Annotated in this window: 15 protein-coding genes and 1 pseudogene; 1 reads left to right on the plus strand and 15 read right to left on the minus strand. The window is 64.9% G+C overall.

Features of this window, described 5'->3' with window-relative positions; all coding sequences use genetic code 11:
- Nucleotides 1–50: 50 nt before the first annotated feature.
- The 10 genes and pseudogenes from rplB to ACJ8FR_RS04500 all read right to left on the minus strand — a co-directional run bounded on the left by rplB (nt 51) and on the right by ACJ8FR_RS04500 (nt 8526).
- Nucleotides 51–887, minus strand: coding sequence for a 50S ribosomal protein L2 (gene rplB, locus ACJ8FR_RS04455; RefSeq protein WP_407827418.1), 837 nt, complete (start codon nt 885–887; stop codon nt 51–53).
- Nucleotides 888–890: 3 nt separating this feature from the next.
- Nucleotides 891–1208, minus strand: coding sequence for a 50S ribosomal protein L23 (locus ACJ8FR_RS04460; RefSeq protein WP_407827419.1), 318 nt, complete (start codon nt 1206–1208; stop codon nt 891–893).
- Nucleotides 1201–1827, minus strand: coding sequence for a 50S ribosomal protein L4 (rplD, locus tag ACJ8FR_RS04465; RefSeq protein ID WP_407827420.1), 627 nt, complete (start codon nt 1825–1827; stop codon nt 1201–1203). The genes ACJ8FR_RS04460 and rplD overlap by 8 nt, the downstream gene beginning before the upstream one ends.
- A 252-nt stretch (nt 1828–2079) precedes the next feature.
- Nucleotides 2080–2769, minus strand: a pseudogene (rplC, locus tag ACJ8FR_RS04470) (50S ribosomal protein L3); the annotation flags it as partial.
- A gap of 173 nt (nt 2770–2942) precedes the next feature.
- Nucleotides 2943–3254, minus strand: a complete 312-nt coding sequence (gene rpsJ / locus ACJ8FR_RS04475) for a 30S ribosomal protein S10 (RefSeq protein WP_028969184.1) — start codon at nt 3252–3254, stop codon at nt 2943–2945.
- 119 nt (nt 3255–3373) lie between these two features.
- Complete coding sequence (gene tuf, locus ACJ8FR_RS04480) at nt 3374–4564, minus strand: elongation factor Tu (protein WP_407827421.1); 1191 nt, start codon at nt 4562–4564, stop codon at nt 3374–3376.
- A 75-nt stretch (nt 4565–4639) separates the two neighbouring features.
- Nucleotides 4640–6730, minus strand: a complete 2091-nt coding sequence (gene fusA, locus ACJ8FR_RS04485) for an elongation factor G (protein WP_407827422.1) — start codon at nt 6728–6730, stop codon at nt 4640–4642.
- 104 nt (nt 6731–6834) lie between these two features.
- A complete protein-coding gene (rpsG, locus tag ACJ8FR_RS04490; protein WP_407827423.1) occupies nt 6835–7305 on the minus strand; it encodes a 30S ribosomal protein S7 in 471 nt (156 codons plus the stop codon).
- Between the two features lie 65 nt (nt 7306–7370).
- The gene (gene rpsL / locus ACJ8FR_RS04495) at nt 7371–7742 is read right to left on the minus strand and encodes a 30S ribosomal protein S12 (RefSeq protein ID WP_028969180.1); all 372 of its coding nucleotides are present in this window, start codon (nt 7740–7742) and stop codon (nt 7371–7373) included.
- 220 nt (nt 7743–7962) lie between these two features.
- Nucleotides 7963–8526 carry an HdeD family acid-resistance protein gene (locus tag ACJ8FR_RS04500; RefSeq protein ID WP_407827424.1) on the minus strand — a complete coding sequence of 188 codons (564 nt, stop codon included), beginning with the start codon at nt 8524–8526 and terminating at the stop codon, nt 7963–7965.
- Nucleotides 8527–8801: 275 nt separating this feature from the next.
- Between ACJ8FR_RS04500 and ACJ8FR_RS04505 the strand changes: the two genes are divergently transcribed.
- Nucleotides 8802–9329: a YbhB/YbcL family Raf kinase inhibitor-like protein gene (locus ACJ8FR_RS04505; RefSeq protein WP_407827425.1), complete on the plus strand. Its 528-nt coding sequence runs from the start codon at nt 8802–8804 to the stop codon at nt 9327–9329.
- A 1-nt stretch (nt 9330) separates the two neighbouring features.
- Here the strand turns inward: ACJ8FR_RS04505 and ACJ8FR_RS04510 are convergent, their stop codons facing one another.
- Genes ACJ8FR_RS04510 through ACJ8FR_RS04530 form a run of 5 tightly spaced genes read right to left on the minus strand, consistent with a single transcriptional unit; the run spans nt 9331 to nt 12887 of the window.
- Nucleotides 9331–10263, minus strand: a complete 933-nt coding sequence (locus ACJ8FR_RS04510; RefSeq protein ID WP_407827426.1) for a cation diffusion facilitator family transporter — start codon at nt 10261–10263, stop codon at nt 9331–9333.
- Nucleotides 10260–11675: a dihydrolipoyl dehydrogenase gene (gene lpdA / locus ACJ8FR_RS04515; protein WP_407827427.1), complete on the minus strand. Its 1416-nt coding sequence runs from the start codon at nt 11673–11675 to the stop codon at nt 10260–10262. Before lpdA ends, ACJ8FR_RS04510 begins: the two co-directional genes overlap by 4 nt.
- On the minus strand, nt 11668–12060 hold the full coding sequence (locus ACJ8FR_RS04520; protein ID WP_407827428.1) for an acyl-CoA thioesterase: 393 nt from the start codon (nt 12058–12060) through the stop codon (nt 11668–11670). The genes lpdA and ACJ8FR_RS04520 overlap by 8 nt, the downstream gene beginning before the upstream one ends.
- Nucleotides 12061–12064: 4 nt before the next feature.
- A complete protein-coding gene (locus tag ACJ8FR_RS04525) occupies nt 12065–12277 on the minus strand; it encodes a hypothetical protein (protein ID WP_407827429.1) in 213 nt (70 codons plus the stop codon).
- Between the two features lies 1 nt (nt 12278).
- Nucleotides 12279–12887 (minus strand): NADPH-dependent F420 reductase, encoded by a 609-nt coding sequence (locus tag ACJ8FR_RS04530; RefSeq protein ID WP_407827430.1) that lies wholly within the window; start codon nt 12885–12887, stop codon nt 12279–12281.
- Nucleotides 12888–12912 lie beyond the last annotated feature (25 nt).

Below are 12912 nucleotides of genomic sequence, written 5' to 3' on the forward strand. Positions count from 1 at the left end.
AGCAGCGAAAGCTCGACGAACGGACCTTTCCAGACGGAACGGGCCATGGCTTAACCCTTCTTCTTCGCGTGACGCGACCGGATGATGAACTTGTCGGTCGACTTGTTGTGACGAGTGCGGGCGCCCTTGGTCGGCTTGCCCCACGGGGTGACCGGATGACGTCCGCCCGAGGTGCGGCCTTCACCGCCGCCGTGCGGGTGGTCGACCGGGTTCTTGGCGACCCCGCGGGTCAGCGGGCGCTTGCCCATCCAGCGCACCCGGCCCGCCTTGGCCAGCGTCTGGTTGCCGTTGTCGGGGTTCGACACCGCGCCCACGGTCGCCATGCAGTCCGAACGGACATAACGCTGCTCGCCTGAATTCAGCCTGACGATCACCATGCCGCGGTCGCGGCCGACGACCTGGACATAGGTCCCGGCGGCGCGCGCGATCTGGCCGCCCTTGCCCGGCTTGAGCTCGACATTGTGGACGATCGTCCCGACCGGCATCTGGCCGACCTCCATCGCGTTGCCCGGCTTCACGTCGACGCGCTTGCCGGCGATCACCTTGTCGCCCGGAGCGAGACGCTGCGGCGCGAGGATATAGGCCTGCTCGCCGCCCTCGTAGGTGACGAGCGCGATGAAGGCCGAGCGGTTCGGGTCATATTCGATACGCTCGACCGTCGCGGGCACGTCCCAGGTGCGGCGCTTGAAATCGATCTGGCGATACTTCTGCTTGTGACCTCCGGCGATCCCGCGCGAAGTCACATGGCCCTTGTTGTTGCGCCCGCCGGTCTTGCGCTTGCCTTCGGTCAGCGCCTTGACGGGCTTGCCCTTCCACAGCGCCGACTTGTCGACGAGGATGAGGCCGCGGCGCGCCGGCGAAGTCGGTTTATATTGCTTGAGAGCCATGGCTTAGATCCCGCTCGTCACGTCGATCGGATCCTGGCCCTCGGCCAGCCTCACGATCGCTTTCTTCATATCGGAGCGGCGGTAGGGCGCACCCTTCCAGCGCTTCGTCTTACCCTTGGCGACAATCGTGTTCACGCTGGCCACCTTGCGGTTGAACAGCGCCTCGACGGCCGCCTTGATCTCCGGCTTGGTCGCGTTTGGCGCGACCCGGAACACGACCGCATTATTCTCCGACAGCATCGTCGACTTCTCGGTGATGTGCGGCGCGAGCACGATGTCGTAGTGGCGCGCGTCGGGCGCCGCCTGCTGCTTCTTAGCCATTGAAGCGGGCCTCCAGTTTCTCGACCGCGGCGCGGGTCAGGACCAGCGTCTCGTGGCGCATGATGTCGTAAACATTGGCGCCCGCCGCCGGCAGCAGGTCGATCGTTTCGAGGTTCGACGAGGCGCGGGCGAAACCGACGTTGAGCGCGTCCCCGTCGATCACCAGCGCGGTCTTGCCGAAGCCGAGCTTGCCGAGCTGCGCTTGCAGAGTCTTGGTCTTGCCCTCGGCGACGTCGAGATTGTCGACGACGATCAGATTGCCGTCCTTGGCCTTCGCCGACAGCGCCATCTTGAGGCCGAGGACGCGAATCTTCTTGTTCAGCGCAGGATTGAAGTCGCGGACGCGGGGCCCGTGCGCCTTGCCGCCGCCGATGAAGATCGGAGCGCGGCGATCGCCGTGACGAGCGGTGCCGCCGCCCTTCTGCCGGCCGAATTTCTTGCCGGTGCGCGCAACCTCCGAGCGCTCGCGAGCACCACGGGCCGTGCCGCGACGCTTTTCGAGCTGCCAGGTGACGACGCGGTGGAGGATGTCGGCGCGGGGCTCGACGGCGAAAATCTCGTCGTTGAGCTCGATGTCGCCGCCCTTGCCCGCGTCGAGGGTCTGTACCTTGACCTTCATCGCTTAGCCTTCCTTGCCTTCGTCGGCGTCGGGATCAGACTTGATGCTGTCCTCGACCGCGCTGGCCTTTTCATTTTCTGCGGCCTGGGCCGCGTCGGCGGCTTCAGCTTCGGCGGCCTCGGCAGCCACGGCCTCGGCGGCCGCGCCGGCTTCCTGCTCGGCCGCGATCGCCGCGACTTCCGCATCGCTCGGCAACGCCGGCATCTCGTGGACCGCCGCATCATCGACCAGGCCCGCCTCGGGGACCTCGACCTCGTTCAGCTTCTTCGTGTCGAGGATGCCGGCCGGATAGGGCGCATTCTCGCTGCGGGGGACCTTGATCGCGTCGCTGACCGTCAGCCAGCTGCCCTTATGTCCCGGGACCGAGCCCTTGATGAACAACAGGCCGCGGATCGGGTCGGTGCGGACGACCTCGAGGTTCTGCTGGGTGCGGTTGCGGGCGCCCATGTGCCCCGCCATCTTCTTGTTCTTGAACACCTTGCCCGGGTCCTGACGCTGCCCTGTCGAGCCGTGCGAGCGGTGCGACACCGACACGCCGTGAGTCGCGCGCAGGCCCTTAAAGCCCCAGCGCTTCATCGCGCCGGCAAAGCCCTTGCCCTGGGTGACGCCAACGACATCGACCAGCTGGCCGGGAACGAAATGGTCGGCGCTGATGATTGCGCCGACGTCGAGCAGCGCGTCGTCGGCAACGCGGAATTCGGCGACCTTGGCCTTGGGCTCGACCTCGGCCTTGCCGAAGGCGGCGCGCTGCGGCTTGGCGACATTCTTCGCCTTCGCCTTGCCGGCGCCGAGCTGGACGGCGGTGTAGCCGTCGCGGCCCGCTTCGCGGCGGCCAACGACCTGCAGTTCGTCGAGCTGCAGTACGGTGACGGGCACGTGCCGGCCGTCCGCCTGGAACAGGCGGGTCATTCCGACCTTCTTGGCGATCACGCCGGTGCGCATGACCAAACTCCTCAAACAGAGGCACCCGGCTAATTCCAGGTGCATGCAGCCCAAATTCTGGTGCGTGCCCCGCCTGGGCTAGTGCTCCCACGAGGAGCGGCGGGGACGCAGCCCGGAGCTAATCCCCGGCGGTATCACCCATTGCCGCGCACCTTGCGGCGCGCGCTGGCCGGTTAAGCCAGTTTGATCTCCACGTCGACGCCGGCGGCGAGATCGAGCTTCATCAGCGCGTCGACCGTCTGCGGCGTCGGCTGCACGATGTCGAGCAGCCTTTTGTAGGTCCTCACCTCGAACTGCTCGCGCGACTTCTTGTCGACGTGCGGCGAGCGATTGACGGTGAACTTCTCAATGCGCGTCGGCAGGGGAATGGGACCGCGGATAAGAGCACCCGTGCGACGCGCCGTATCGGCGATGTCGCCAGTCGCCTGGTCGAGCACTCGATGATCGAACGCCTTCAGGCGAATCCGGATGTTCTGCGTTTCCATGTCCCTACCGATGCGAAAGAGCCTGCGAGCTTCAACTTCCGCCGAAGCCCGCTTATTCCAACAAACTCAAAAGCGAACCGCGCGACCCTGATCCAGAATCGCGCGGTTGGCGCCCTATATTACTTCGTGATGTTGGCGACAACCCCTGCGCCAACCGTACGGCCGCCTTCGCGAATCGCGAAGCGCAGGCCTTGGTCCATGGCGATCGGGGCGATCAGCTTGACGCCCAGATTCACGTTGTCGCCCGGCATCACCATCTCGGTGCCCTCGGGGAGCACGACCTCGCCGGTGACGTCGGTCGTCCGGAAGTAGAATTGCGGACGATAGTTGGCGAAGAACGGCGTGTGACGGCCGCCTTCGTCCTTCGACAGGACATAGACCTCGGCGCTGAAGTCGGTGTGCGGCTTGATCGAGCCCGGCTTGCACAGCACCTGGCCGCGCTCGACGTCCTCACGGCCGACGCCGCGCAGAAGCGCGCCGATATTGTCGCCGGCCTGGCCCTGGTCGAGCAGCTTGCGGAACATCTCGACGCCGGTGACCACGGTCTTCTGGGTGTCGCGGATGCCGACGATCTCGACTTCCTCGCCGACCTTGACGATGCCTTGCTCGACGCGGCCGGTGACGACAGTGCCGCGGCCCGAGATCGAGAACACGTCCTCGATCGGCATCAGGAAGGGACGGTCGAGCGGACGCTCGGGCTGCGGGATCCACTCATCGACCGCGGCCATCAGCTTGAGGATCGATTCCTTGCCGATCTCGGGGTTCTTGTCCTCAAGCGCGGCAAGAGCCGAACCGGTGACGATCGGGATATTGTCGCCGTCGAAATCGCGCTTGGAGAGCTCCTCGCGGATCTCCAGCTCGACCAGTTCGAGGAGCTCGGGATCGTCGACCTGGTCGACCTTGTTCAGGTACACGACCATGGTCGGAACGCCGACCTGCTTGGCGAGCAGGATGTGCTCCTTGGTTTGCGGCATCGGGCCGTCGGCGGCGGACACGACGAGGATCGCGCCGTCCATCTGGGCGGCGCCGGTGATCATGTTCTTCACATAATCGGCGTGGCCCGGGCAATCGACGTGCGCATAGTGGCGCTTCTCGGTCTCATACTCGACGTGAGCAGTCGAAATGGTGATGCCGCGCTCGCGCTCTTCCGGCGCCTTGTCGATGTTCGCATAGGCGACGAACTCGGCGCCGCCGGTCTCGGCCAGCACCTTGGTGATCGCCGCGGTCAGCGACGTCTTGCCATGGTCGACGTGACCGATGGTCCCGATGTTGCAGTGCGGCTTCGTCCGCTGGAATTTCGCCTTCGCCATTTTACGCCTCTTCTTCTGTAGGAAATCGGGCGGCCCGCCCTGATCGCGAGCGCGCCCATAGCTAGTATTTTTTGCTTACGCCAGTTTCGCCTTCACCTCGTCGGCGACGTTCTGCGGCACTTCGTCATAGTGCGAGAATTGCATCGTGTACTGCGCCCGGCCCTGGGTGAACGAACGCAGCTGATTGACGTAGCCGAACATGTTCGCGAGCGGCACGATTGCCTCGACCACCTGCGCGTTGCCGCGGCTGTCGGTGCCCTGGATCTGGCCGCGCCGGCTGTTGATATCGCCGATCACGTCGCCGAGATAATCCTCCGGGGTCACGACCTCGACCTTCATGATCGGCTCGAGCAGCTTGATGCCGGCCTTGTGCGCCACTTCGCGCATCGCGCCGCGGCCGGTGATCTCGAATGCCAGCGCCGAGGAATCGACGTCATGCGAATTGCCATCGAGCAGGTGAACCTCGAAGTCGATGATCGGAAAGCCGATCAGCGATCCGGTCTCGGCTGTCTCGCGAATGCCCTTCTCGACCGACGGGATATATTCCTTGGGGACGTTGCCGCCCTTGACCTCATCGAAGAACTGGAACCCGGTTCCGCGTTCGGCTGGAATAGCCTTGATCTTGATCTCGCCGAACTGACCGCGGCCGCCCGACTGCTTCTTGTGGGTGTAGGTCAGCTCGACCGGCTTCGCGAGATATTCGCGATAGGCGACCTGCGGCGCGCCGACATTGGCCTCGACCTTGAACTCGCGCTTCATGCGATCGACCAGGATTTCGAGATGGAGCTCGCCCATCCCCTTGATGATGGTCTGACCCGACTCGTGGTCGGTCGTGACCCGGAATGACGGGTCCTCGCGCGCCAGGCGATTGAGCGCGACACCCATCTTCTCCTGGTCGACCTTGGTCTTGGGCTCAACGGCGACTTCGATGACCGGGTCTGGAAACTCCATCCGCTCCAGGATGATCGGGGCGTTGGAAGCACACAAAGTGTCGCCGGTGGTGGTGTCCTGGAGACCGGCCAGCGCGACGATATCGCCCGCGTAGGCGACCTGGATGTCCTCGCGGTCGTTGGCATGCATGAGCAGCATCCGACCGACCTTTTCCTTCTTATCCTTGACCGAGTTCATGACCTGCGATGAAGTCTCGAGCTTGCCCGAATAGATGCGCGCAAAGGTCAGCGTGCCGACGAACGGGTCATTCATGATCTTGAACGCGAGCGCGGAGAACGGCGCTCCGTCGGCCGCCTCCCGGCTTTCGATCTCATCGGTGTCCGGCTTGATACCCTCGACCGGTGGAACATCGAGAGGCGACGGCAAATAGTCGACGACCGCGTCGAGCAGAGGCTGAACCCCCTTGTTCTTGAACGCCGAACCGCACAGCACCGGCACGAACGAGAAGTTGAGCGTGCCCTTGCGGATCAGCTTCTTGAGCGTCGCGATGTCGGGCTCGGTGCCCTCGAGATAGGCCTCCATCACCGCGTCGTCCTGCTCGACGGCCATCTCGATGAGATGCGTGCGCGCTTCGGCCGCGGCGTCCTTGAGCTCGGCCGGAATCTCTTCGTAGACGAACTTCGCGCCGAGACTCTCGTCAAGCCAGATGATCGCGCGGTTCTCGACGAGGTCGACCAGGCCCTTGAAGCTGCCTTCGATGCCGATCGGCAGGTAAAGCACCGCGGGACGCGCGCCGAGGCGGTCCTTGATCATCCCGACGCACATCTCGAAGTTCGCGCCGGTGCGGTCGAGCTTGTTGACGAAGCACATCCGCGGCACGTGATATTTTTCGGCCTGCCGCCACACGGTTTCCGACTGAGGCTCGACCCCTGCGACGCCGTCGAAACAGGCGACCGCGCCGTCAAGCACGCGCAGCGAGCGCTCGACCTCGATGGTGAAGTCGACGTGACCGGGCGTGTCGATGATGTTGATCCGGTGCTCAGGGCCATCGCCGGCCGACCAGAAGCAGGTCGTCGCCGCCGAGGTGATGGTGATCCCGCGCTCCTGCTCCTGCTCCATCCAGTCCATCGTGGCGGTGCCCTCGTGGACTTCGCCGATCTTGTAGGACTTGCCGGTGTAATAGAGGATGCGCTCGGTCGTGGTCGTCTTGCCGGCGTCGATATGCGCCATGATGCCGATGTTGCGATAGCGGTCGAGCGGATGGCTGCGGGCCATTTCTAGAGCTTCCTTAGCGATGTAGGGAGCCGGCGGATGCGGCTTCCCACGATATAGGTACGAAAACTACCAGCGCCACCCGGCGGCCCTGGCCGGCGGGATGACTACCAACGATAATGGCTGAAGGCGCGGTTCGCCTCGGCCATGCGGTGCGTGTCCTCGCGCTTCTTGACCGCGTTGCCGCGGTTCTGAGAGGCGTCCATCAGCTCGCCCGACAGGCGCGCCGACATGGTCTTCTCCGAACGGGCGCGCGCAGCCGTGATCAGCCACCGGATCGCCAGCGCCTGAGAGCGCTCGGGACGGACCTCGACCGGCACCTGGTAGGTCGCGCCGCCGACGCGGCGGCTGCGGACCTCGATGCCCGGCTTCACATTGTTGAGGGCGTCATGGAACACGCCGAGCGGTTCGCGCTTGAGGCGGGCCTCGACGCTTTCGAGCGCGCCATAGACGATGCCTTCGGCGACGGACTTCTTGCCGTCGAGCATGACGCTGTTCATGAACTTGGACAGCGTGAGATCGCCAAACCTGGGATCGGGGAGGATTTCGCGCTTTTCGGGGCGGCGACGACGAGACATTGGACGGTTCCTTTCTCTTCAGCCGGTTCCGGGACTTCAACTTGCCCGGGGCTTACTCTCGTGGATTACTTGGGACGCTTGGCGCCGTACTTGGAGCGCGACTGCCTGCGGTCCTTGACGCCCTGGGTGTCGAGCACGCCGCGAAGCACGTGATAACGAACACCGGGAAGGTCGCGCACACGGCCGCCACGGATCAGCACGACGCTGTGCTCCTGGAGGTTGTGGCCCTCGCCCGGGATGTAGCTGATCACTTCGCGCTGGTTGGTCAGGCGGACCTTCGCCACCTTGCGCAGCGCCGAGTTCGGCTTCTTCGGGGTCGTCGTATAGACACGGGTACAGACGCCGCGCTTCTGCGGGTTCTGCTCCATCGCAGGGACCTTCGACTTGGCCTTCTGCGGTTCCCGACCCTTGCGGATCAGCTGGTTGATCGTTGGCATGAAGCCCTTCACCTTTCGTTGCGGGAAGACCCCGCGGTTACTTTGCCCAACAGCAATTGCGCGAAGCCCAAGCAGCCTTGGCCGCCTGGCCGTCACGCAAGTTGAGCAATGTTCAGCTCTTGCCCGCACTCAGGGACACGAGGTCGTGAGCCCTGGCGGACGGGCGGGCACATAGCGGCGGGGCGGCTGAGGGTCAACCGCCCCGAAGGGGCAAAGGTGGCTAGGCGACCGCCTCTCGCACCGTCCGATCGACTTCGTGGGCTCCGCCGACAAACAGGACCGTCCACAGACCGCGGAAGATGAAGCTGATGCCGACATAATAGCCGAGGAAGTAGAATGCCTGGCTGGGCTCCATCGTCAGCAGGAGCGCTCCGAGCGCGAAGTCAACCAGGCCGACGAAAACCAGCCAGCCCCTTCCGAACGGCGTCGTGAATGCCGTCGCGAACTCGAATATGCCGCCGACGATCAGCCAGGCGCCGATCATCCACACGAGGGTGATCGCGCCCGCTGCTGGATTGTAGAGGAAGGCGATGCCGATAATGAGGCTCAGCAACCCCAGCAGGGCGGCCAGCCAGCCTCCGCCTCGCCTGATGTGCGATACTCCGCCGACGAACGCGAAGGCGCCGGCGACGCACAGCAATGCGCCGACATAAATTCCCGTTGCAAGGCTGGTCAGCGGCGCCATCGTCAGTGCGAGGACGCCGATGATGATGAAGGCTATGCCGGGCAGAAATTCCCAGCCCGACCAGTCCGCGATGCGCTTCTCGGTTCTTCCGTCAGCCATTTCATGCTCCTTTCCGGCCGGCGGCGCGCGATGACGGCGGCCGACGGCTCAAACCAATTGCGCAGGATCGGTCAGGCAATTGTCGTTCTTCCTGGCGGCGCTGGATATCGCGGCCTGCGAGGGAGGAGAACGCCGACGGGCAGAGTCGCGACCGAGGCCGCACAGGCGCCATACCACTTCCGTTACGGCAGTATATCGCAAATGCGTCGGTTGGTTTCCCGGAACCGGATGTAAGGCCGCCCGTTCGACGTATCGGACTGCAAGGAACCAGATCCATGCGGCGATACGCCATCCCGGCCCTCATCCTTGCGGTGGCGGCGGTCGGCTGCGGAGCACGGAGCGACAAGGCCGTGGCCCAATTCAATCTCACCAGCAGCGCCTTCCAAAACGGCGGCGCGATCCCCACCCAATATAGTTGCGATGGCGCGGGCCAATCGCCGCCGCTGGCGTGGGACCAGCCGCCGCCGGGGACGAAGAGCCTCGCCCTGGTGGTCGACGATCCCGATGCTCCCCATGGGACCTTCCACCACTGGGGCGCCTACGACATTCCCGCGGCGACGCGCGCGATCGCGGCCGGCCAATCGGTCGGCGCCCAGGCGGTCAACGATTCCGGGAAGGCCGGCTATAAGGGTCCGTGCCCGCCCAAGGGCGACAAGCCGCACCATTATCGCTTCAAGCTCTATGCGCTCGATACCGATCGGCTCGGAATCTCGCCCAATCCGAAGATCACGGATGTCGAGAACGCTGCTCAGAAGCACCCGATCGGCCGCGCCGAACTGATTGGCACCTACCAGCGGCGCTAGCCTAGGACGGCGTCACCTCGAGGTCGACCGGGCTGCGCGGACGAATGTACAGCCGACGCACCATCGGGAAGCGCTTGGCCGCTTCGACTTCGATGCCCCACACCAAAGCCTCGACGTCGCGCGCGGTGATGTCGTCATCGAAGTCGACGGACAGCATGGCCGTGATCTGGTCGGGCGCGCTGTGGACCGTCAGAACCTGGCCGACGGCCGTAATCCCCTTCTTTTGAGCCACCATGTCGTGCAATGCGGCGACGAGCTCCGGATCGGCGGCTTCGCCGATCAGCAGCGCCTTGGATTCATAGGCGAGCAGCATCGCCGTGCAGCCAAGGATGATCCCGATCACGACTGAGGCCGCGCCGTCGTAGAAGGGATCGCCGGTCTGTTGGGAGAGCAGCAGCCCGACCGCAGCAGCGACGATGCCGGCCATCGCCGCGCCGTTTTCGAGCAGCACGATGAATGCCGGCGGGTCCTTGGACTGGCGCACCGCCTGGAACCAGCTGAGATTGCCCCTGGCCTTGTTGAAGTCGCGGAAGGCTTCGAGCGTTGACCAGCCTTCGAGCAGGAAGGCGACGAGGAGCACGACGTAAGCGATCACCGGCGAAACCGCCGGCTCCGGGTGCATGATATGGACGATGCCTTCGTAGACCGACACGCCGGCGCCGAGCGCGAAGACCAGGACCGCGACGACGAAGCTCCAGAAATAGAGCTCGCGGCCATAGCCGAACGGATGAAGCTTGTCGGGCGGCCGCTTCGCGGCGTGGCGGCCCCACATCAGCAACAGCTGGTTGGTCGAATCGACGACGCTGTGCACGCCCTCGGTCAGCATGGCCGACGACCCCGTGATGGCCGCCGCGACGAACTTCGAAGCCGCGATGCCGAGGTTCGCGACAAGCGCGATGACGAGCGTCCGCGCACTGGTGGTATGCGCGCTCAAATGTGCAGGACCCGTCCGTCGGCGGCAAGCACGGCTTCATGCATCATTTCCGACAAGGTCGGATGGGGGAAGACCGTCTGGACGAAATCCTCGTCGATCAGCTCGGCGGTCTTGCCGACGGTGTAGCCCTGGATCAGCTCGGTGACCTCGGCGCCGATCATGTGCGCGCCGAGCAGCTCGCCGGTCTTGGCGTCGAAGACGGTCTTCACGAAACCCTCGACCTCGCCGAGCGCGATCGCCTTGCCGTTGCCGATCGCCGGGAACTTGCCGACCTTGACCTCGTAGCCTTTCTCCTTGGCGGCCGCCTCGGTCAGGCCGACGCTCGCGACCTGCGGGCGGCAGTAGGTGCAGCCGGGGATGTTCTTCGGATCGGCGGCGTGCGGGTGCACGTCCGTGTTGCCGAGCGCCTGCGCGATAGCTTCGGCCGTCGTGACGGCTTCATGCATCGCCTTGTGCGCCAGCCACGGCGGCGCGGTGACGTCGCCGATCGCCCACAGGCCGGGCACGTTGGTTCGGCCGTAGGGATCGGTGTCGATATGGCCCTTGGTCGTCTTCACGCCGAGCGCCTCCAGGCCGATGTTCTCGCTGTTCGGCACGATCCCGACGGCGACGATGCAATGGCTGAAGCGCTGCTCCGAAGTCTTGCCGTCGCTGGTCTTGATCTTCGCTGCGACGCCCTTCGCGTCAGCGGTCAGGCTTTCGACACCCGCGCTGGTCAGGATCGTTAGCCCCTGCTTCTGCAGGCTCTTGGCGAGCTGCGCGCTGACTTCGGCGTCCTCGACGGGGACGACGCGCTCGAGCATCTCGACCACGGTCACCTTGGCGCCGAGGTCGGCGTAGAAGCTCGCGAACTCGATCCCGATCGCCCCCGAGCCGATAACCAGCAGCTCGGTCGGCATTTCCGGCGGGGTCATCGCGTGGCGGTAGGTCCAGATGCGCTTGCCGTCGGTCGTGGCGAACGGCAGGTCGCGCGCCCGCGCGCCCGTCGCGACGATGATGTGTTTTGCGATCAGCTCGGTCGCCTTGCCGTCGGCGGCGGCGACGCTGAGCTTGCCTTTGCCGGTGAGCTTACCCTCGCCCATCACGACATTGATCTTGTTCTTCTTCATCAGGTGCGTGACGCCCTGGTTGAGTTGCTTGGCGACGGCGCGGCTGCGGGCGACGACCTTGGCGATGTCGAACGACGGTTTCTCGTTGCTGAGGCCGTAGGCGTCGGCGTGGGTCATGTAGTGGAACACCTCGGCGGAGCGCAGCAACGCCTTGGTTGGGATGCAGCCCCAGTTGAGGCAGATGCCGCCGAGCAACTCGCGTTCGATGATCGCGGTCTTCAAGCCCAGCTGCGCCGCGCGGATCGCCGCGACATAGCCGCCGGGACCCGAGCCGAGGACGATGAGGTCGTATTGGTCAGCCATTTGGGTGTTCCTCTGCCGCGATCTCCCGCGGCTTGCCTGCTTCGTCGAGCGCGACGAAGGTGAATTCGCCCTCGGCCACGATGGTCTCATCTTCGCCATCGCGCTGCCGGGCGATCGCTTCCGCTTTGAGCCGCAGCGAGGTGCGGCCCTCCTTCAGCAGATCGACATAGACGCTGAGCTCGTCGCCGACCGCCATCGCGCCAGGGAACCGAACCGCGTCCGCCGCGACCAGGATCGCCTTGCCCCGCGTCCGCCGCGACGCGAACGACCCGCAGGCGAGGCCCATCTGGCCCATTAGCCAGCCGCCGAACACGCCGCCATAGGGGTTGGTGTCGGCCGGCATCGCGGTGACTCGAATGACGGGAATGCGGTCAGGCGACCCCATGCGCTCAGCGGTTGTGCCAGTTGAACACAAGGCGAAACGCCAGTGCGGTGCCGAGGAACAGCGGGATCGAGAACAGGAGGCTGGACGAGTTCGCATCCGGCCGAACGGTGCCCCACCCTGCCCAGCTATCCATCCAGATGCCGGCTCGCGCATCGAGCGCCGTCGGCAGGACAAAGCCCACGATTGCGCCGAAAGCCAGTGCGGTCAGCCACTTCATGTCAAACCAGCACCCATCCCGTGTCGCCGGGCATGCCGCGAAACACCTGGGCGATCCACAGCCGGGCCATGCCCTCAAGCTCGCGCGCATATTCGAGCGGACCGCCGTCGCGAGCGTCGAAGCCCGCGCCCTCCGCGAGCTTGAGCACCTTGGCCTTTGCATCGGCATCATCGGAGGCAACGAACTGCAACGGGCGGGGCGAACGCTTCGGTGCCTGGCCCATGACCTCTGCCCCAACCTGGTTGAAAGCCTTCACCACGACCGCGTTCGTCTTTCGCGCGATAATCGTCGCAGCCGATTGGTCGGGCGGGATGAGCGGCGCGAGATTGTTGTGGAAATCATACGCATTGGTGCAGTCGATCAGGATCTTGCCCGAAAGGTCGCCAGCTTCAGCCAGCAAGCCATCGACGGCGTCCCAATGAATGGCGAGCAGTATCGCCTCCGCTCCCGCAACGGCGTCCTGGACGGTGCGCAGCGGGATCGCATCGTCGCTCGCATATTTTGGATCGGCGGGGTTGCGCACACCGTAAACGACGTCGTGGCCTGCCGCGGCAAAGTTCGGCGCGAGCGCCGAGCCGACATTCCCCTTACCGATGACTGCTATGCGCACGCTTGCTCTCCAAATTACGCTTGTT

Origin of the sequence: Sphingomonas sp. (assembly GCF_045810705.1) — a bacterium.
In the GTDB taxonomy this organism is placed as follows: domain Bacteria; phylum Pseudomonadota; class Alphaproteobacteria; order Sphingomonadales; family Sphingomonadaceae; genus Sphingomicrobium.